The following is an 18,308-nucleotide window of genomic DNA, read 5'->3' on the forward strand; positions in this document are numbered from 1 at the left end:
CGAGACCCACCTCACCGGCCTCGATATCGAGATCCTCCAGATCCCAGGACTCCACCGGCTTCTTCTTCGCCGCCATGATCCCCTTGAACGACGGATACCGCGCCTCACCCGACTGATCCGTCACCGAGACCACCGCCGGAAGCTGCGCCTCAAGCTGCTCCGAGGCCGCGTCACCATCACGACGGCCCTTGACGACACCACCCCCGACACTGACCTCCGACAACAGCGTCACCTGCGGCACCCCCAGCCGCTCCGACAGCAGCGCAGGCAGGACACCCATCGTCCCGTCCGTCGACGCCATCCCACACACGACCAGGTCGTAACCGGCCTTCTCGAGCGCCTTCGCGAGGACCAGTGACGTCCCGAACACATCCGTGCCGTGCAGATCGTCGTCCTCGACATGAATGCCCTTGTCCGCACCCATCGACAACGCCTTGCGCAACGCGTCCTTCGCGTCCTCCGGACCCACCGTCAACACCGTGATCTCCGCGTCATCGGCCGCCTCCGCGATCCGAAGCGCCTGCTCCACCGCGTACTCGTCCAACTCCGACAACAGACCGTCCACATCCTCACGGTCCAACGTCAGGTCATCGGCGAAATGCCGGTCACCCGTCGCGTCCGGCACGTACTTCACACAGACAACGATCCTCAAGCTCACGCCTGATCCTCCTCTTTCTGGGTTCGGTGTCCCGGCGGAGGCCCGGTCGTCGCGAGACGCCGGAGGGCCGGGAGGAGATGGTCGAGCGGGTGGCGGCTGGTGAAGGCGACGATGTGCGTCTCCCCCTCGCCGGCCTGCCCGGAGAAGAGCCCGAGCACTTCGCGCAGGGCGGTGTCGACCTCGGCCATGGGGTCGGCGGCCTCACCGCGCAGCCAGCGGCGCAGCACGTGGTTGTGCGCGGAGACCAGGCAGGCCGCCACGAGTTCGGCACGCAGCGCGGCGCCGGGAGCGTCCCCCGTCCAGCGGGCGAGGAACTCCTTGAAGAGCCGCTGGTAGCGGGCGACGCTCGCGATCTCGCGATCGCGCAGCGCGGGCACGCCGCTGGTGAGCCGGTACCTGCGGCGGGCGACCTCGCCCTCCTCGACGTAGTGCAGCAGGACGAGCCTGACCGCCTCCGAGACCGCGGTCAGGGCGGTGTCGGTGCGCGAGGTGGCGAGGCGGCTGGCGATCCGGTCCAGGAGTCGCTCGTGATCGGGGAAGATCACGTCCTCCTTGGCCCGGTAGTGCCGGAAGAAGGTGGTGCGGCCGACGCCCGCACGCTCGGCGATCTCGTCGACGGTGGTGCCCTCGTAGCCCCGCTCGTCGAACAACTCGAAGGCAGCGTGAGCCAGTCGCTCACGCGCCGTCCGACCGCTCATGCCCACACCTCTCCACACTCGCGCCCGCGCACCGCCACCACCGCACGGTACCGCGTACCGCTGCGACGGTACCACGTACCATCTGCCACGGAACGAGGGCCCGCAAACCCCGCGCGCCGCCCCTCACCCCGCCGGTGCCCCGCCCACCGGGCGGGCTGAGGGCAGGGCATCGGTGCCGGTCGCCGTGTGGCCCTCGCGGTGCAAAAGTTCCGCCATGGCCCGGTCGAGGCGGTCGTCCGGTCTCCTGGGGTCTGGTAGAACGAGCCCCTGGAGAGAACCTGCAAGTACGTCGGCCGACACGGCATCCGGGGGACGTCATGCGTCACGTCGCTTTGTCCGCGGGGAAGATCGAGTACGACGAGACGGGGTCGGGGCCGCCGGTCGTGCTGTTGCACGGGCTGCTCATGGACCACACGCTGTGGGACGAGGTGCTGCCGCTGCTCCCCAGCGGCTTCCGGTACGTGCGGCCCGTGCTGCCGCTCGGCGCGCACCGGTCGCCGATGCGGTCCGGCGCGGATCTGGGGATGGCCGGGATGGGGCGGCTGCTCGCGGAGTTCCTGGAGAAGCTGGACCTGACGGGGGTCACGCTCGTCCACACCGACTGGGGCGGCGGGCTCTTCCTCACGGCGCTCGGCCTGCATCAGCGCCTGGCGCGCCAGGTCATCCTGCCGTGCGAGGCGTTCGACAACTTCCCGCCCGGGCTGCCGGGCCGCATGGTCGTCCTCGCCTCCCGGATTCCCGGCGGACTCGCGCTCGCCGCACGGCAGTTGCGCGTGCGCGCGCTGCGCGACTCGCCCCTCATGCTCGGCCCGATGACGAAACGCCCCCTGCCGGACGCGCTCGTGCGGGGCTGGACGGAGCCGCTGCTGCGGGAGGCGGGCGTACGGCGCGACCTCGCCGCGTACTGCACCGCGCCGCTCGACAAGGCGCGCCTGATCAGGGATACCGAGGCGCTGCGCGACTTCCCCGGCGAGACGCTCGTCCTGTGGGCTCCCGAGAACAAGCTCATGCCCCTCGCCCACGGAGAACGCCTTGCCGCGCTCCTCCCGGCCGGCCGCTACGCGGAGATCCCGGACGCGGGAGTGCTCGCGATGCTGGACCAACCGGAGGCGGTTGCCCGGGAGTTGGGAGCCTTCCTGACCGGGCCGGGGACGCACGGCTGATCCGGTGCGCGGCGGCCCGCCCGACGACGGCGTTTCGTGGCCGGGCACGTCCCCGCGTCGGGAGCCACCACTGCGGGACGTCCCCTGCGGTGGTGGCCCCCTTCCTGCCCGGTCGCGGTCTCAGGGCAGCAGCACGATCTTTCCGCGCGTGTGCCCGCGTTCCAGCTCCGTGTACGCCGCGCGGACCTCGTCGAGCGGGTAGGTCGCGGCGATCGGGATGTCCAGCTCCCCGCGCGCGACGAGGCCGGCGAGTTCCGCGATCGTGGGCGCGTCGTCCGCCTCCATACCGCCCTCGGCGCGCACGCCGTACTTCTCGGCGGCGGCGAAGTCCACGATCGTGTTGACGCGTGCGGGGGCGACGCCGAGGGAAAGGGCGAGGGCCACGTAGTCGTGTCCGGCGAGGTCGAGGAAGGCGTCGACGCCCCCGGGCCCGGCCGCCTCGCCGATCCGCTCGGCGACGCCTTCGCCGTACGCGACGGGCTCGACGCCGTGCGCGCGCAGCCACTCGTGGTGCCGCTCGCTCGCGAGGCCGAGGACGCGGGCGCCCTGCCGCCGCGCGAGCTGTACGGCGATGACGCCGACGCCGCCCGCGGCCCCGGCCACGACGACCGTCTCGTCCTCGCGCGGGGCGACGGCGCGCACGGCCGCGTACGCCGTCGTGGCGGCGACGAAGAGGGCACCGGCGACCTCGAAGGACAGCTCCGGCGGCTTCGGCACGAGTTGGTGCGCGGGCACGGTGGCGTGGGTCGCGTGCGAGGCGCGGGAGTAGGTGTAGCCGAGTACCTCGTCGCCGGGCGCGAACGTGGTCACGTCCCCGCCCGTGGACTCGACGACGCCCGCGAGGTCGCTGCCCTGGCCCGAGGGGAAGGTGGCGGGCCACCGAGCGTGCAACGCCCCCTCGCGGATCTTCGCCTCGCCGGGGTTGATGCCCGCCGCCTTCACCCGTACGAGGACTTCGCCGGCCGCCGGTACGGGCACCGGCACCTCCCGTACCTCCAGGACGTCGATCCCGCCGTACTCGTCGTGGGGGCACCTCCCGGCCGAAGGCTGGGGGAGGACCGCCTTGCTCATGAGCCCTCCAGCCGTGCGACAGCCGGCGACCCGAGCGGGTCCCGGCAGTGGGCCTCCAACAGCGCGCACCGGCCGGGCATTCCGTGCGTGGGGGCGATTTTCGGCCAACCGGGTGCCGTGTGCCCGGTCGTCACACGACCAGCCGCAGCCTGCGTTCGCTCACCCCGGTCCGCAGGCTCTGCCCCCACGTCAGGTCGAGTGCGTCGGACTCCATGCCGTCCGCGAAGGCCACGAGGTGGTCGGACTCGACGGTGACCGTGAGGCGGGCGCGCTCGGCGAGGAGACCGGCGACGCGCTGGACGCCGGTCGTCGGGGAGGGCCACGCCTCGCGCACGAACCACAGGAGGCGGCCGTCCGTCGCCGCGGGCAGGGGCAGCGCGGCACCGCGTTCCCGCCACAGCGAGCGCAGCCAGCCCCCCGCGCCGGTGCCCGTGCCGACGAGGACGCCCGAGCTGGCCTGCGTCTCCTCGCCCTCCTCCGCGCCGGGGCGCAGGCGGTAGCGGGCGGTGCGGTGGCCCGCCGAGCCGACGTAGATCTCGTTGAGCGCCAGGAGGGTGCGGCCGTCGTCGGTGACGCCCTCGGCCATCGTGAGGTCGTCGGTGGTGACGCGGGGACCGGCCGCGGCGCGCAGGAGCGCCGCGGCGTCGCCGGGACGGTGGCGCACGAGGACGCCGGGGTTGCGGCCCGGATCGGTGTCGACGCCGATGACGGGCTGGCCGTGCAGGTACTGGGCGACGTTGGCGACGAGGCCGTCCTGCCCCGCGACGACGACGATGTCCTCGGGGGCGAAGAGGAAGCGGTCGAGGTCGGCGCGCTCGACGCGGGCCTGCCGCCAGGTGAGCGGGATGCGCGCGGCGATCGCGGTGAGCGCGTCGCGGGTCGCGCGGTGACGGGCCGCGAGGGTGTCGAGGTCGTCGCCGCGACTGCCGAGGACGAATGCGGCCTGGCCGTGGGTGCCGTGACGGGCGAGCAGTTCCTCGTACTCGCTGACGCGGTGGACGAGGACGACGCGCGGGGCGAGGCTCACGGCCGCGGCCCGGTGAACTTGGCGAGGAGTTCGGCGACCGTGTCGGGCGTGACGGTGACGCGTTCGATGCGCGGGAGCTGTTCGGCGGCGCGGTCGACGCTGAGGGCGTGCAGCGTCGCGGGCGCGGTGCCCTCGTGGACACGGAGCCAGGCCGCGCGGGCGGCGGCGCGGGCCTCGCCGCTCGTGCGCAGCCCCTCCGCCTCGGCCTCGGCGAGCCGCCGGACGCGTGTCGCCTCGGCTTCGGCGAGCCGTACCGTACGGGCCGCTTCGGCCTCGGCGCGTACGGCGTCGGCCGCCGCTTCCTCCTCGGCGGCGCGGCGGGCGTTGGTGCCGCGCTGGTCCACGAGCTGTTCCTCGCGGCGGGCGAGTTCGACCTTGCTGGCGAGTTCGTTCTCGGCGATGGCGCGTTCGCGTTCGACGGCGACGGCGCGGCGCTCGTACGTGGCGCGGTCGGCGTCCTGCTGGACGCGTTCGCGGGTCGGGGTGCGCAGGGCGCGTTCGACGTCGGGCTCGGGGCGCAGCGCGACGATGCGCAGGGCGACGACCTCGACGCCGGTGGCGGGCAGCCGGGGCTCGGCGGCGAGCCCCTCGGTGACGCGGGCGTGGACGGTGGCGACGCCTTCGGTGAGGGCGGTGGCGAGCGGGGTCGCGGCCAGGACCTCGGCGGCGTGCTGCTGCGCGGTCTCGGTGAGGAGCCCGGCGAGCTGGTCGAGCGGGGCCGCGCGCCAGGTGCCGGTGTCGGGGTCGAGCGAGAAGTCGATGCGTTCTGCGGCGCGGGCGGGGTCGGCGATGCGGTAGGTGAGGGTCGACTGGACGGCGAGGTCCTGGAAGTCGGCGGTGCGGGCGTGGATGGTGACGGCGAGTTCGCGGTCGTCGACGGGGACCTCGCTGAGCGCGGCGGTCAGGGGGCGGAACCAGAAGCTGAGACCGGTGCCCTCGTGCGCGAGCCTGCCGGCGCGGTGGTGGCGCACCCAGGCGCTCGACGTACCGCGCAGGTGCCGCCTGCCGAAGCGCTTGCTGATGTCGGCCATGACTTCCCTCCCTCGATTCTCGTCACCTTGACGAGATCTGTTCCGTGGGAGTGACCGTACGGCGACACCCCCCTTGTCGTCAAGGCGACGACAAGGGGGGTGTGTGCGGTCGGCGGCCCGCTCAGCCGGCGAGCAGGTCGTTGAGGTCGTCGGCGTGCTCCTCCTCCTCTTCGAGGATCGACTCCATGAGGCGCCGCGTGGTGGGGTCCCCGTCCCCGATCCACCGGATGATCTCCTGGTACGTCGTGATGACGATCCGTTCGGCGACGAGGTTCTCGCGCAGCATCTTCTGCAGATCGCGCTCCTCGGCCGTCACGTACTCGGTGTGCGAGCGGGCCACGAGGGAGCCGGGATCGAAGTCGGGCTGGTCGCCGAGCTGACTGATGCGCTCGGCGGCGCGCAGCGCGTGCTGCATCTCCTCGCCCGCGTGCTCGCGGAACTCGGCGGCGACCTGGGCCCGGTCGATCCCCGTCGCGGCGATGGCGTTCTGCGAGTACCGCAGGAAACACACCACCTCGGTCGCGACGACGTCGTTGAGGACCTCGATGATCCGCGAGCGGTCGGCGTCGTAGGTCTTGGTGACGGGACCCTCCGTCATGTGCTTGCGCGCCTGTTCACGGATTCTGGTGACGTCGATCGCGAACTGGTTGGCCATCCGGTACTCCCTGCGGGACTCGTGGACGAGGGGGGCGTCGCGAGGTACGCGTGCGCGGGATCTCCGTACCGCGCCGCGTCGCGCGCCACCCGGTGACACCCCGCCGACGCAGCCGATGGCGGACACGGAGTCACCCTGCGGGAGGCATTCCTGCCGGTATACATCTGCCATAAGAAGGCGGAAAATCCTTGGGCACGAATCAGCATTCTCCGGGCAATCCCCTCGGCGGCATTCCATTCTGGTATGCCAGACTGCTAGGCTCGCGGCCGTCTTGATCGCGTGCGGCCGGCCGGGAGGCGGGCCGCGAGCCTGGAGGTCCCATGCGCAGGTCCCGCCGCACTCGGCCCGTACCGGGCAGGCGATGAGCACGCCGCGGCCCGACGCGGGGGCCTCGCACGTCGCGCACGCCGAGCACACCATCCGCACGCGCGTGCTCGACGGCACGTACCCGCCGGGCGCCCGCCTGCGCGAGCGCGAACTCTCCGAGGCTCTCGGCTTCTCGCGCATCCCGGTGCGCGAGGCGCTGACCCGCCTCGCCGCCGAGGGACTCGTGGAGCTGTCGCCCCGCCGGGGCGCCTCCGTACGGCGGCTCTCCCTGCGGGATGTCACCGAGCTCTTCGACCTGCGCCTGAGCCTCGAAGTCTTCGCCGCCCGGCGCGCCGCCGAGGCCGATCCCGAGGGGCCCGCCGCCTCGCGGCTCGGGGAGCTGATGGCCAACGCCGAGGAGGTGACCCGGCGCGGCGCCGTCTCCGAGATCCCCGCCGCCAACACCGCCCTGCACGCCGGAATCGTCGAGCTGACCGGCAACAAGCTCCTCCAGACCGCTCTTCAGCCCTCGCTCGGGCTCATGCAGTGGGTCTTCACCCTCACCGGCAATCTCGACCCCGCCGTGCAGTGCGCCGAGCACCGCGATCTGCTCGCCGCGATCCGCGCGGGCAACGCCGAACTCGCGGGCGCCGTCGCCTACGCGCACATCGAGCGCGGCCGTCGCCCCTCCCTCGACACGCTCGCCCGGGTCCTTCCGGCCGAGTGAACGCCCCGGCCCGCGCCCCGGCGCACGGGCCGGCGGACCACCCGCACCACCTTCACACCCCGAGGACCCCCATGCTCATCAGCAATGTCCGCCCCTGGGGCGGCGACGCCCGGGACATCGAGATCGCGGACGGCGCGATAACGGCGCTCCACCCGCACGACCCGGCGCGCGCCTCCGGCGCGGCCGATGTCGTCCCCGGGCGCGGCCGCCTGGCACTGCCGTCCTTCTCGGACGTGCACTGCCACCTCGACTCCAACCGCCTGGGGCTCCCCTTCCGCCCGCACACCGGGACCCCCGGCGTGTGGGGCCTGACGATGAACGACCGCGCCCACTGGCGCGAGGACGGCACCGTCGCCGAGCGGGCGACCCACGCCCTCGGGCTGATGATCGCGCGCGGCACGACCCGCGTGCGCAGCTACGCGCAGATCGACGCGGACAGCGGCCTGGAGCGCTTCGAGGGCGTGCTCGCGGCGAAGGAGGCGCACAAGGACCGCTGCGAGGTCGAGATCATGGCCTTCCCGCAGGCCGGTCTGCTGCGCGAGAAGGGCGTGCCGGAGCTGATGGACCAGGCGCTCGCCTCGGGCGCCGCGGTCGTCGGCGGCATCGACCCGTGCACGCTCGACCGTGACCCGGTCAAGCACCTCGACATCGTCTTCGGCCTCGCCGAGCGCCACCAGGCACCCGTCGACATCCACCTCCACGAGCCCGGTCACCTCGGCGTGTTCAGCGTGGACCTGATCCTGGAGCGGGTGCGTGCGCTCGGGATGCGGGGCAAGGTGACGCTGTCGCACGCGTACGAGCTGGGCGCGGTGGACGAGGCGACGACGCGGCGCCTGACCGAGGAGTTCGCCGAGCTGGACATCTCGATGGCGACGATCGCCCCGGCCCAGCAACTGCACGCCCTCCCGCTCGCGGGGCTCACCGAGGCCGGCGTGCGCGTCGGGCTCGGCGAGGACGGGCAGCGCGACTACTGGTCCCCGTACGGCAACGCGGACATGCTCGACCGCACCTGGCAGCTCGCCTTCACCAACCGCTACCGCAAGGACGAGCTGATCGAGCACTGCATGGCCGTCGCCACGTGGGGCGGCGCCACGGTCATCGACCCCTCGGTGGCCCGCCTCTCCTCCACCGCCGACCGCCCGGGCCTCGCCGTCGGCGACCCGGCCGACCTGCTGCTGCTCGGCGGCGAGACGGTCGCCTCGGCGGTCATGGACCGCGGCGAGGACCGTACGGTCCTGCACGCGGGCCGCGTCGTGGCCGACGGCCTGGAGCTGACGGACCGGAGCTGACGGACCGAGCGCACCGCACGCGCAAACGCCGGGAGCCGGTCACCCCGCGGTGGCCGGCTCCCGGCGTACGCCCCCCGGGCCGTGTGCGACGGCCCCGTACGCGCCACCGCGCCCGCCCTCCCGGTTCCCGGGGAGGCGGGCGCGGTGGCGGCGACGGTCAGGCGGTCGCACGGGTCGCGTCGGGCGCGGTGCCGTCCTCCGTGACGAGGTGGCAGGCGACCTCGCGGGTGGTGCCCGGCAGGGTGCGCAGGGCGGGGGTCTCGGTGCGGCAGCGGTCGGTGGCGAGCGGGCAGCGGGTGTGGAAGTGGCAGCCCGGGGGCGGGTCGAGCGGGCTCGGCAGGTCGCCGGCGAGCACGATCCGCTCGCGGGTGCGCTGCTCCTCGGGGTCCGGGACCGGTGCCGCCGAGAGCAGCGCCTGCGTGTACGGGTGCTTGGGCGCGGCGAACAGCTCGGCGGCCGGGGCCTGTTCGACGATCCGGCCGAGGTACATGACGGCGATGCGGTCGGCGAGGTACTCGACGGCGGCGAGGTCGTGCGTGATGAAGAGGCAGCCGAAGCCGCGTTCGCGCTGGAGGTCGGCGAGCAGGTTGAGGACGGCGGCCTGTACGGAGACGTCGAGGGCCGAGGTCGGTTCGTCGGCGACGAGGAAGCTCGGATCGACGGAGAGCGCGCGGGCGATGGAGACCCGCTGACGCTGGCCGCCGGAGAGCTCGTGCGGGCTCCGGTCGCCGAGCTCGGGGCGCAGCCCGACCTGCGCGAGGAGCGCGTCGGCCTTCTCGGCGGCCTCCTTGCGGTCTGCGAGGCGGTGCAGGCGCAGCGGCTCCGCGATGATCCCTCGGACGCTCATGCGCGGGTCGAGCGAGGAGGAGGGGTCCTGGAAGACGAGGTGGAAGTCCTTGCGCAGGGGGCGCAGGGCCCGCCGCGACAGCGTGGTCACGTCGGTGCCGTTGATCCGGACGGTGCCGCCGGTCGGCTCGTCGAGCCGGACGACGCAGCGGCCCACGGTGGACTTGCCGCTCCCCGACTCGCCGACGAGGCCGACGACCTCGCCGGGGCCGATGGTCAGCGAGACGCCGTCGACGGCGCGGACGGTGCCCTTGGCGGCGGTGAAGTGCCTTTGCAGGCCGCGGACTTCGAGTACGGGTTCGGCGGTCGTCATCGGGCGGCTCCCTCGGGGATCTGGGGACCGGGCTGGGCCGGGTGGTGGCAGGCGAGCCGGTGGGCGCCGTCGATGAGGCGCAGGGCGGGGCGCGCGCCCATGCAGGTGGCGTCCGCGAGGGCGCAGCGCGGGGCGAAGGTGCAGGCGTCGGGCTGCACGTCGAGGCCGGGGACCATGCCGGGGATCTCGTTGAGCCGTGTCCTGCCGTCCGTCCCGCGCAGCCCGGGGCGCAGCACCGCGCCGAGCAGTCCGCGCGTGTAGGGGTGGGCGGGACGCCCGTACAACTCGGCGACCCCGGCCTGTTCGACGGCGCGTCCGGCGTACATGACGAGGACGCGGTCGGCGGTGTCGGCGACGACGCCGAGGTCGTGGGTGATGAGGACGATGGCGGTGCCGAGGCGTTCGCGCAGGTTGCGCAGGACGTCGAGGATGCCGGCCTGCACGGTCACGTCGAGCGCCGTGGTGGGTTCGTCGGCGATGAGGACGGCGGGGTCGCAGGCGACGGCGATGGCGATCATGACGCGCTGGCGCATGCCGCCGGAGAGCTGGTGCGGGTACTCGTCGACGCGCTTCGCGGGGGCGGGGATGCCGACCAGGGTGAGGAGTTCGATCGCGCGATCGCGGGCCTCGCGGCGACCGAGGCCCTGGTGCTTGCGCAGCACCTCGCCGATCTGGCGGCCGATCGTGAGGACCGGGTTGAGCGAGGTCATGGGCTCCTGGAAGATCATCGCCATCTCCTGGCCGCGGAGCCGGGCGAGGCGCTTTTCGGGGAGCCCGACCAGTTCCTGGCCCGCGAGGCGGACGGAGCCGGTGACGTGCGCGGTGGGCGGGAGCAGGCCCATGACGGCCATGGAGGTGACGGACTTCCCGCAGCCGGACTCGCCGACGACGGCGAGGACTTCGCCGGGGGCGACATCGTAGGAGAGGTTGTCGACGGCGTGCACGGTGCGGTCGTGGCCGCGGAAGGAGACCGAGAGGTCGCGGACGCTGAGGACGGCTTCGCCGGACGGCGCGGGGACGGGGGCGGTGGTCGCAGCGGTCACCGGGAGCCTCCACGGGGGTCGAGGATGTCGCGCACGCCGTCGCCGAGGAGGTTGAAGGCGAGCGTGGCGAGGACGATGACGAGGCCGGGGAAGACGGCCATCCAGGGCGCCTGCGCGATGAACGGCTGGGCCGAGGAGAGCATCACGCCGAGCGAGGGGGACGGGGGCTGCACGCCGAGTCCGAGGAAGCTGAGCACCGCCTCGCCGATGATCGCCGAGGGGATGCCGACCGTGGCCTGGACGATGAGCGCCGAGGAGGCGTTCGGCAGGATGTGCCGGAAGAGCACCACCCGGTCGGTGCCGCCGTTGGCGATCGCGGCCTGCACGTAGTCGGCGCTCTTGAGGCGGAGGGTCTCGGCGCGGGTGATGCGGATGATCGCCGGGATCTGCGAGATGCCGATGGCGATCGTCGCGTTCTTGAGCGAGGGGCCGAGGATCGCGGCGAGGCCGACGGCGAGGACGAGGAAGGGGAAGGCGAGCAGCGTGTCGGTGAGCCGCGAGACGACGGAGTCGGCGACGCGCCCGTAGTACCCGGCGATCAGGCCGAGCGGTACGGCGACGACGAAGGCGAGGGCGACAGCGAGGACACCGACCTGCATGGAGGCGGTGACGCCGACGAGGACGCGGGAGAGCTGGTCGCGGCCGAGGTCGTCGGTGCCGAGCCAGTGGGCCCAGCTCGGCTCCGCGAGCGCCTGGTTGAAGTCGGGCTTCGCCGGGTCGTAGGGGGCGAGGACGTGGCTGAGAAGGGCGAGGAGGACGAAAAGCGCGGCGAGGACGGCGCCGGTGAGCGCGAGCCGGTTGCGGCGCAGCCGGTTCCAGCCGGACCGCACGCGCCCGGGGCGCGGGGCGCTCGTGACGGTGACCGGTGCGGGGACGTCCCGCACCGTGGGGGGAGCGGTGGTCATCGGGCGCCTCCGAGCCGGATACGGGGGTCGACGACGGAGTAGAGGAAGTCGACGAGCAGGTTGACGAGGATGTAGGCGGCCGAGGTGAAGAGGACGACGCCCTGGACCATGGCGTAGTCACGGGTGAAGACCGCGTCGATGGTGAGCTTGCCGAAGCCCGGCAGGACGAAGACCTGTTCGGTGACGACGGCCCCGGAGATGAGCTGCCCGAGTTGCAGGCCGAGGACGGTGACGACGGTGACGAGCGAGTTGCGCAGCGCGTGCCCGCCGATCACCTGCCGCCGGGTCAGTCCCTTGGCGCGGGCGGTACGGGTGTAGTCGGCCGAGAGCGAGTCGAGCATCGCGGCGCGGGTCTGGCGCATGACGACGGCGGCGAGCCCGGAGCCGAGGACGATCGCCGGGAGGACGAGACGGCGCAGGTTCTCCAGCGGGTCGGTGCCGAAGGGCACGAAGCCGGAGGCGGCGAAGACGGGCGTCGCGATGGCGAAGGCGAGGACGAGGATGATGCCGAGCCAGAAGGAGGGCACCGACATGCCGAGCAGCGCGATGCCGTTGGCGAGCCACTCCGAGGGCTTGCCCTTGCGGACGGCGGCGAGGACGCCCGCGCCGATGCCGACGACGACGGCGAGGAGCAGGGCGAGCGCGGCGAGTTCGAGGGTGATGGGCAGCGCCTCGCGGATCGCGTCGAGCACCGGGAGCCCGGTGCGGGCCGAGGTGCCGAGGTCGCCGGTGACGGCGTGCGACACGTAACGCCAGTACTGCACGGCGATGTTGTCGTTCAGCCCGTACTCCTGGCGGATGGAGGCGAGCACCTCGGGCGAGGTCTGCTCGCCCGCGAGGGCCTGGGCGGTGTCGCCGGGCATCGCGCGGACGCCGAGGAAGACGGTGATCGAGACGAGGACCATCGTCACGAGCGACATGCCGAGCCTGCGGGCGAGGTACGAGGTGAGCAGGGTGCGGAGGCGGTTCACCGGCTTCCCTTCACGTAGCCGGCTTCCTCGACCTTGATGAGGCCGTCACCGGAGAGCTTGATGCCGCTCACGTCCGTCGAGGCGGAGACGTAGCTGATGTTGCGGTAGAGGTAGAGCACGCTGTGCTGTTTGTTGATGGCGGCGGTCAGCTTCCGGTAGATCTCGCGCCGCTTCGCGGTGTCCGCGGTGGAGCGGCCCTCGACGATGAGGCGGTCGATCACGGGGTCGGAGAGCTTGCCCTGGTTGTTGCTGCCGTCGGTGCCGACGAGGCTGTCGATGTTCCCCGCCGGGTCGGGCTGGCCGCCCCAGCCGCCGGTGCGGGACTGGAAGTCGCCGGCGAGCGTGCGGCTGAGGCCGGTGGCGAACTCGGTGGGGCGCAGCCGGATGTCGAAGCCCGCGTCCTTGGCCATGGCCTGGATGACCTGGCCGAGGCGGTTGTCCTCGGGCGTCGTGTTGATCATGAGTTCGAGCGGTACGGGCGTCTTGACGCCGGCCGCCTTCAGGAGCCGCTTGGCCTTCGGGATGTCGCGCCTCGGGCAGGGCGTGGGCGAGCTGAGCGGGGTCCCGGGCGGGACGGGGCCGCACGCCGGGGCGTACATGCCCTGGAAGACGAGCTTGTTGATGAGGTCGCGGTCGAGCGAGAGGTCGAGTGCCTCGCGCACGCGCACGTCGCGCCCGAAGGGGCTGTTCACGGTGCCGGGCTTGCCGGAGATGCCGTGCGTGTTGCCGACGTTGAGGGTCATCGCCATGTAGCCGAGCGAGGGCGTGTTGAGGAGCTGGACGCCCTTCTCGCCGAGCGAGGAGCGGACTTCGACGGGGCCCATCTGGTCGCCGATCTGCACGTCGCCGGAGCGGATGTTGGCCATCCGGATGTTGCCGTCCGTGATGGTCTTGTAGGTCACACCGTCGAGGTGGACCTTGTCGGCGTCGTAGTAGAGCGGGTCCTTCTTCAGCTCGATGCGGTCGCCGATGACGCGCTTGTGGTACTTGAAGGGGCCGACGCACGAGGGGTGGGTGGCGAACTTCTTGCCGTACTTCTTGATCGCGGTGGGCGACATGATGAGCCCGGCGGTGTTGGCGAGGCGGCCCAGCAGCGGGGTGTCCGGGTGCTTGAGGTGAAGCCGCACCGTGTACTTGCCGGGGGTGGTGACCTTGCGGACCGAGTCGATCTCGGAGGCACGGCCCGAGCCCTCCAGGTGCAGGTGGCGGTCGAGCGAGGTCTTCACGGCGGCGGCGTCGAGCGGGGTGCCGTCGCTGAAGCGGGCGCCGCGCCGCACGGTGAAGGTGAAGGTCTTGCCGCCGTCGGTGAGTACGGGCAGCGAGTCGGCGAGCTGGGGGACGAACTTGTTGTGCTGGTCGACGTCGTAGAGCTGTTCGCACATCGAGGCGAAGACGGTACGCGCGACGAGCGTCGACGTGAGGCTCGGATCGAGCATGTCGGGGTCGGACTTGAGCCCGATGGTGAGTGTGCCGCCGTCGCGGACGGGGCGGTCGTCGACGAGGCGTGTCTTGGCGACGGACTGCTCGCCGGGCGGGGAGAGCGTGCCGCAGGCGGTGGTGACCGTCGCGAGCGCGAGCACCGCGAGAGTGGCCGGTATACGACGCACGGAACCGAACCTCTTTCAGGACAGCAGGGGGCGGCTCACGGACCGGTCGGGTCCGCGTTGAGGCGAAACGGTATACCAAGACCCGGATAAGCGAAGCTCCGCTTTTCCCTCAACACTCCCTCCTGATCTCCCTTCGACTGGTCAAAATGGTCAAGCAAGGACAAGGTGAACGTAAGGCGGGCGCTCCGGCGTGACGCACTTGGTATACCGGACGTCGCTCTTTCCAGAATGTGGACACACCGCGGCGGCCCCCGCGCGGGAAGAGCGCGGGGGCCGCCGCCGGGCCGGGTGGCCCGATCTGTGCCTACGGGTACAGGGCGCGCATCCTCACTCCGGCGCCGAGACCTCCCGCAACTCGCCGTCCGCGAGGCGCAGTCGGCGGGTGACGCCGATCTCCTTGAGGAAGCGCTCGTCGTGGCTGACGACGAGGAAGGCGCCCCGGTAGGAGGTGAGCGCGCTCTCCAGTTGTCCGACGCTCACGAGGTCCAGGTTGTTGGTGGGCTCGTCGAGCAGGAGCAGGTGGGGGGCCGGTTCGGCGCTCAGGACGCAGGCGAGCGTCGCGCGCAGGAGTTCGCCGCCGGAGAGGTCCCCGGCCTTGAGGTGCGCGCCCTGGCCCCGGAAGAGGAACCGCGCGAGCAGGTTCATGCGGTCCGCCTCCGGCATCGTCGGCGCGAACGCGGCGAGGTTCTCCGCGACGCTCAGGGCCGGATCGAGCAGGTCGAGCCGCTGCGAGAGGTACGCCACCCGTCCGTCCGCGCGGCGCACCTCCCCGTCCTCCGGGACGAGTTGCCCCGTGATGATCCGCAACAGGGTCGACTTTCCCGCCCCGTTGGGCCCGGTGAGCGCGACGCGCTCGGGGCCGCGCACGGACAGGTCCACGCCCGCACCGGTGAAGAGTCCCCGCAGCCGGAGTCCCTTGGCCTCGAAGAGGGTTCGTCCGGCGGGGACTTCGGTGCCCGGCAGGTCGAGCACGAGGCGGGTGTCGTCGCGTACGGCGCGCCCTGCCTCGTCGAGCCTGGCCCGCGCCTCGCCGACCCGGTCCGCGTGCGTGTTCCCCGCCCTGCCCGCCGACTCCTGGGCCTTGCGCTGCCGGGCGCCCGCGAGGATCTTGGGCAGTCCGGCGTTCTTGATGTTCCGCGCGGCGTTGCTCGACCTGCGCTCGGCGCGCTCGCGCGCCTGCTGCATCTCCCGCTTCTCGCGCTTGAGTTCGGCCTCCGCGTGCCGCACGTTCTTCTCCGCGACCTCGCGCTCGGCGCTCACCGCCTCCTCGTAGTCGGCGAAGTTGCCCCCGTAGAAGCGCAGTTCGCCGCGTTCGAGTTCGGCGATCCGGTCCATGCGGTCGAGCAGGGCGCGGTCGTGGCTCACGACGAGGAGACAGCCGCGCCAGTCGTCGACCACGGAGTGGAGACGGTGACGCGCTTCGGGGTCGAGGTTGTTGGTGGGTTCGTCGAGGAGGAGGACGTCGGGGCGGGCGAGGAGCTGGGCGGCGAGGCCGAGCGTGACGATCTGGCCGCCGCTCAGGCTCTCCAGGCCCTGGTCCAGGGTGAGCCGGCCGAGGCCGAGCCGGTCGAGTTCGGCGCGGGTGCGCTCCTCGATGTCCCAGTCCTCGCCGATGGTGGTGAAGTGCTCCTCGTCCACCTCGCCGCGCTCCACCGCGTCGATCGCCGCGATGACCCCGGCCACGCCGAGGACTTCGGCGACGGTCAGGCCGGTGGTGAGCGGGAGGGTCTGCGGCAGGTGGCCGAGGGTGCCGTTGACCGTCACCGAGCCGGACGTGGGGGCGAGTTCACCGGCGATGAGCCGCAGCAGGGTGCTCTTGCCGCTGCCGTTGGGCGCGACCAGGCCGGTGCGGCCACCGGGAACGGTGAAGGAGAGCCGTTCGAAGACAGGGGTCTCGTCGGGCCAGGAGAAGGACAGGGCGGAGCTGACGACGCAGGCGTCGGACATGGAAGGCGGACCTCACGGGTGCGCGCGGGACGAGGGGCCGGCACGGACGGCGGGGCCCGGGCTCGTACCGCTGGGTGGCGAAGGGGACGCTGAGGAGGCCACGCGGGCGGCGCCTCACGCGCCTGCCGGTGGCCTGACACGCCGGGTATCACCCGGAGATGTCGTCGTCACCCACCACTGTTCCGCTCCTTACGGGAGACAAGTCCTTCCTCCACCGTAACAGGACGGCCCGGAAGGGCGCTCCCGCTTTTCCCGCCGGTCCGGACCGGCGACCGGGACCGACGCCCCGGACCGCCGACCGGGACTCCCGTCCCACCGGGCCCGGCTACCCACCCACCGGTCCGGGCCGCCCCCACCGCTTTTGTCGCCTGTCCGGCCCCCGCCCCGCTCCCGCTTCAGGCCGCCCCGAGCGCCGGCAGCACCACCGCGTGGACGTACCTCCGCAGCCCCGCCTGCGTCACCATCCGGCCCTCCATGAGCTCCGGGGCGAGGACGCCGCCCAGGACCATGTGCACGATGAAGTCCACCGCCCGGTTCTCCGGGGCGAGTTCGCCACGCGCCATCGCGCGGCGGAGCATCGGCGTGAAGTAGCGCCGGCAGGGCTCGACGATGAGTTCGCGCAGAGCGGCCTCCAGCTCGGCGTCCGCGTGGGCGGCCTGCCCGATGCCCCGCATGAGGCTCGCCCTGCGGGCCGTCTCCTCGTCGTCGAAGCCGTCGACGAAGGCGTCGAGGTCGCCGCGCAGACTGCCCGTGTCGGGTATGTCCTGGGCGATCGGCGTCACGAAGTGCTTCAGCGCGCTCGCCACGAGCCCGTCCTTGCCGCCCCACTGCCGGTAGAGGGTGGCCTTGCTCATGTGCACGCGCGAGGCGACCGCGTCCATCGTGAGCGCCCCGTACCCCTGCTCGGTGAGAAGGTCGACGACCGCGCGGTACAGCTCCTCGGCGCGACCCGGCCCGAGCCTGCCGGACCTGACCTCGCCCACCACCGCCACCACCGCGCCTCTCCCGTGCACCTTCGCACCCGACCGGACCGCGAGCGAGCTTACCAAGGGAAAGTAAAGAAACGATACGGTGTCGTTCACCTTTCTTTCGCTTGGTGGAATGTTCAACCACCGTCCGGCGTTACAGCGGGTGCACGACGGACAGGCCGTCGCCGCAGGACGGGAGGCACCGGTGAACGACACCTACTTCGAGTTCGGCACCCCCGTGGACCGCTGGGACCGGGCCGGGATGTTCTTCGAGGCCAAGGAGTACGGCACCGCGGCGCGCATCCTGCGCGGACTCGTCGAGGAGGCCCCCGGGCACACCGCGGCGCGGCTGCTGCTCGCCCGCGCCTACTACCACTCGGCGCAGCTCGGCCGCGCGGAGACGGAGCTGCGGGCGATCCTCGACCGCGACCCCGTCGAGGCGTACGCGACGCTCCTGCTCGGCCGCACGCTGGAGCGCCAGAGCAGGGACGCCGAGGCGGCCCCGTACCTGCGGCTCGCCGCCGCGATGACCGGCAGCGAGTAGCCGCCGGGACGACCCGCCGCGACCGCGCGGTCACACGGCGTTTTCGAGGGCCGGACAGGCACCGTCACGGTGCGTGCCCGGCCCTCGTTCGGTCCACCACCTCGGGCGGGGGCCCCGCGCGCTCGGCAGGGTGGGGAGGCGGAAGCGCGCTGGCTCATTCAGCGACTGGCCCTTTCGCCGAGGAGGACTTCATGAGCGCCCCCGCTCTCGACATGGCCACCTACGTCTACGCGGTGCGCCGCTGCGGCGGCGACGTGCACCTGACCGGACACCCCGAAGGCGCGATGGTGCGGTTGCTGCCCTTCGGCGCGCTCGTCGCCGTCGTGCAGGACGTGCCGCTGCGGGCGCTGGGCGGCCCGGCCGCGCTGCGCCGGCTCCTCGCCCCGGAACTGCTCGAACCGCTCGGCAGGCTGCACCGCGAACTCGTCCACGCCGCCGGGGCCAGCGCGCCGACCGTGGCCCTGCCCGTCGGCACCTGCTACGCCAACGACGTCCGCGCCCGCGCGGCCCTGGAGGAGCAGGAGGAGCGCTTCGGCGCG

General features: G+C 72.6%; 18 protein-coding genes. 5 read left to right on the top strand and 13 right to left on the bottom strand.

The genetic code is table 11. The features are described 5' to 3' along the window. Both G3I42_RS10400 and G3I42_RS10405 read right to left on the bottom strand, forming a co-directional pair. A partial coding sequence (locus G3I42_RS10400; protein WP_164284583.1) for an electron transfer flavoprotein subunit beta/FixA family protein occupies window positions 1-658 on the bottom strand: 658 nt, incomplete at its 3' end. Then, on the bottom strand, window positions 655-1,356 hold the full coding sequence (locus G3I42_RS10405) for a TetR/AcrR family transcriptional regulator (protein WP_164284586.1): 702 nt from the start codon (window positions 1,354-1,356) through the stop codon (window positions 655-657). The genes G3I42_RS10400 and G3I42_RS10405, both read right to left, overlap by 4 nt. Window positions 1,357-1,673: 317 nt before the next feature. On the opposite strand from G3I42_RS10405, the gene G3I42_RS10410 reads away from it, so the two are divergent. Beyond that, window positions 1,674-2,519: an alpha/beta hydrolase gene (locus G3I42_RS10410; RefSeq protein WP_164284589.1), complete on the top strand. Its 846-nt coding sequence runs from the start codon at window positions 1,674-1,676 to the stop codon at window positions 2,517-2,519. A gap of 120 nt (window positions 2,520-2,639) precedes the next feature. Here G3I42_RS10410 and G3I42_RS10415 read toward each other — a convergent pair whose 3' ends face one another. From G3I42_RS10415 to G3I42_RS10430, 4 genes are all read right to left on the bottom strand, one after another. Further along, window positions 2,640-3,590: an NADP-dependent oxidoreductase gene (locus tag G3I42_RS10415; protein ID WP_164284592.1), complete on the bottom strand. Its 951-nt coding sequence runs from the start codon at window positions 3,588-3,590 to the stop codon at window positions 2,640-2,642. A 130-nt stretch (window positions 3,591-3,720) separates the two neighbouring features. Next, window positions 3,721-4,617 (bottom strand): hypothetical protein, encoded by an 897-nt coding sequence (locus G3I42_RS10420; RefSeq protein WP_164284595.1) that lies wholly within the window; start codon window positions 4,615-4,617, stop codon window positions 3,721-3,723. After that, window positions 4,614-5,648, bottom strand: coding sequence for an SPFH domain-containing protein (locus G3I42_RS10425; protein WP_164284599.1), 1,035 nt, complete (start codon window positions 5,646-5,648; stop codon window positions 4,614-4,616). Before G3I42_RS10425 ends, G3I42_RS10420 begins: the two co-directional genes overlap by 4 nt. A 121-nt stretch (window positions 5,649-5,769) precedes the next feature. Further along, window positions 5,770-6,303 carry a ferritin-like domain-containing protein gene (locus G3I42_RS10430; RefSeq protein ID WP_164284602.1) on the bottom strand — a complete coding sequence of 178 codons (534 nt, stop codon included), beginning with the start codon at window positions 6,301-6,303 and terminating at the stop codon, window positions 5,770-5,772. A gap of 361 nt (window positions 6,304-6,664) precedes the next feature. Between G3I42_RS10430 and G3I42_RS10435 the strand changes: the two genes are divergently transcribed. Further along, window positions 6,665-7,336 (top strand): GntR family transcriptional regulator, encoded by a 672-nt coding sequence (locus G3I42_RS10435; protein WP_164284605.1) that lies wholly within the window; start codon window positions 6,665-6,667, stop codon window positions 7,334-7,336. Between the two features lie 71 nt (window positions 7,337-7,407). Next, window positions 7,408-8,625: an amidohydrolase family protein gene (locus G3I42_RS10440; RefSeq protein WP_164284608.1), complete on the top strand. Its 1,218-nt coding sequence runs from the start codon at window positions 7,408-7,410 to the stop codon at window positions 8,623-8,625. A 157-nt stretch (window positions 8,626-8,782) separates the two neighbouring features. Here G3I42_RS10440 and G3I42_RS10445 read toward each other — a convergent pair whose 3' ends face one another. The 7 genes from G3I42_RS10445 to G3I42_RS10475 all read right to left on the bottom strand — a co-directional run bounded on the left by G3I42_RS10445 (window position 8,783) and on the right by G3I42_RS10475 (window position 17,243). After that, a complete protein-coding gene (locus tag G3I42_RS10445; protein WP_164284612.1) occupies window positions 8,783-9,784 on the bottom strand; it encodes an oligopeptide/dipeptide ABC transporter ATP-binding protein in 1,002 nt (333 codons plus the stop codon). Further along, window positions 9,781-10,827 (bottom strand): ABC transporter ATP-binding protein, encoded by a 1,047-nt coding sequence (locus G3I42_RS10450; RefSeq protein ID WP_164284615.1) that lies wholly within the window; start codon window positions 10,825-10,827, stop codon window positions 9,781-9,783. Before G3I42_RS10450 ends, G3I42_RS10445 begins: the two co-directional genes overlap by 4 nt. Then, the gene (locus G3I42_RS10455; RefSeq protein ID WP_164284618.1) at window positions 10,824-11,732 is read right to left on the bottom strand and encodes an ABC transporter permease; all 909 of its coding nucleotides are present in this window, start codon (window positions 11,730-11,732) and stop codon (window positions 10,824-10,826) included. The genes G3I42_RS10450 and G3I42_RS10455 overlap by 4 nt, the downstream gene beginning before the upstream one ends. Beyond that, window positions 11,729-12,703 (bottom strand): ABC transporter permease, encoded by a 975-nt coding sequence (locus G3I42_RS10460; protein ID WP_164284621.1) that lies wholly within the window; start codon window positions 12,701-12,703, stop codon window positions 11,729-11,731. The genes G3I42_RS10455 and G3I42_RS10460 overlap by 4 nt, the downstream gene beginning before the upstream one ends. Then, complete coding sequence (locus tag G3I42_RS10465) at window positions 12,700-14,310, bottom strand: ABC transporter substrate-binding protein (protein WP_164284623.1); 1,611 nt, start codon at window positions 14,308-14,310, stop codon at window positions 12,700-12,702. Before G3I42_RS10465 ends, G3I42_RS10460 begins: the two co-directional genes overlap by 4 nt. 327 nt (window positions 14,311-14,637) lie before the next feature. Beyond that, the gene (locus G3I42_RS10470) at window positions 14,638-16,257 is read right to left on the bottom strand and encodes an ABC-F family ATP-binding cassette domain-containing protein (protein WP_164284626.1); all 1,620 of its coding nucleotides are present in this window, start codon (window positions 16,255-16,257) and stop codon (window positions 14,638-14,640) included. Between the two features lie 395 nt (window positions 16,258-16,652). Further along, window positions 16,653-17,243 carry a TetR/AcrR family transcriptional regulator gene (locus tag G3I42_RS10475; RefSeq protein ID WP_164284632.1) on the bottom strand — a complete coding sequence of 197 codons (591 nt, stop codon included), beginning with the start codon at window positions 17,241-17,243 and terminating at the stop codon, window positions 16,653-16,655. 187 nt (window positions 17,244-17,430) lie between these two features. Between G3I42_RS10475 and G3I42_RS10480 the strand changes: the two genes are divergently transcribed. Both G3I42_RS10480 and G3I42_RS10485 read left to right on the top strand, forming a co-directional pair. Then, window positions 17,431-17,769, top strand: a complete 339-nt coding sequence (locus G3I42_RS10480) for a tetratricopeptide repeat protein (RefSeq protein WP_164284635.1) — start codon at window positions 17,431-17,433, stop codon at window positions 17,767-17,769. 191 nt (window positions 17,770-17,960) lie between these two features. Next, a partial coding sequence (locus G3I42_RS10485) for a GvpL/GvpF family gas vesicle protein (RefSeq protein ID WP_164284629.1) occupies window positions 17,961-18,308 on the top strand: 348 nt, incomplete at its 3' end.

Origin of the sequence: Streptomyces sp. SID11385, assembly GCF_010548245.1 — a bacterium.
Lineage (GTDB): Bacteria > Actinomycetota > Actinomycetes > Streptomycetales > Streptomycetaceae > Streptomyces.

Excerpts from the sequence above, each read along its gene's own strand:
- G3I42_RS10405 (WP_164284586.1), bottom strand. The coding sequence starts at position 1,356 with ATGAGCGGTCGGACGGCGCGTGAGCGACTGGCTCACGCTGCCTTCGAG.
- G3I42_RS10410 (WP_164284589.1), top strand. The coding sequence starts at position 1,674 with ATGCGTCACGTCGCTTTGTCCGCGGGGAAGATCGAGTACGACGAGACG.
- G3I42_RS10415 (WP_164284592.1), bottom strand. The coding sequence starts at position 3,590 with ATGAGCAAGGCGGTCCTCCCCCAGCCTTCGGCCGGGAGGTGCCCCCAC.
- G3I42_RS10425 (WP_164284599.1), bottom strand. The coding sequence starts at position 5,648 with ATGGCCGACATCAGCAAGCGCTTCGGCAGGCGGCACCTGCGCGGTACG.
- G3I42_RS10430 (WP_164284602.1), bottom strand. The coding sequence starts at position 6,303 with ATGGCCAACCAGTTCGCGATCGACGTCACCAGAATCCGTGAACAGGCG.
- G3I42_RS10435 (WP_164284605.1), top strand. The coding sequence starts at position 6,665 with ATGAGCACGCCGCGGCCCGACGCGGGGGCCTCGCACGTCGCGCACGCC.
- G3I42_RS10440 (WP_164284608.1), top strand. The coding sequence starts at position 7,408 with ATGCTCATCAGCAATGTCCGCCCCTGGGGCGGCGACGCCCGGGACATC.
- G3I42_RS10445 (WP_164284612.1), bottom strand. The coding sequence starts at position 9,784 with ATGACGACCGCCGAACCCGTACTCGAAGTCCGCGGCCTGCAAAGGCAC.
- G3I42_RS10455 (WP_164284618.1), bottom strand. The coding sequence starts at position 11,732 with ATGACCACCGCTCCCCCCACGGTGCGGGACGTCCCCGCACCGGTCACC.
- G3I42_RS10470 (WP_164284626.1), bottom strand. The coding sequence starts at position 16,257 with ATGTCCGACGCCTGCGTCGTCAGCTCCGCCCTGTCCTTCTCCTGGCCC.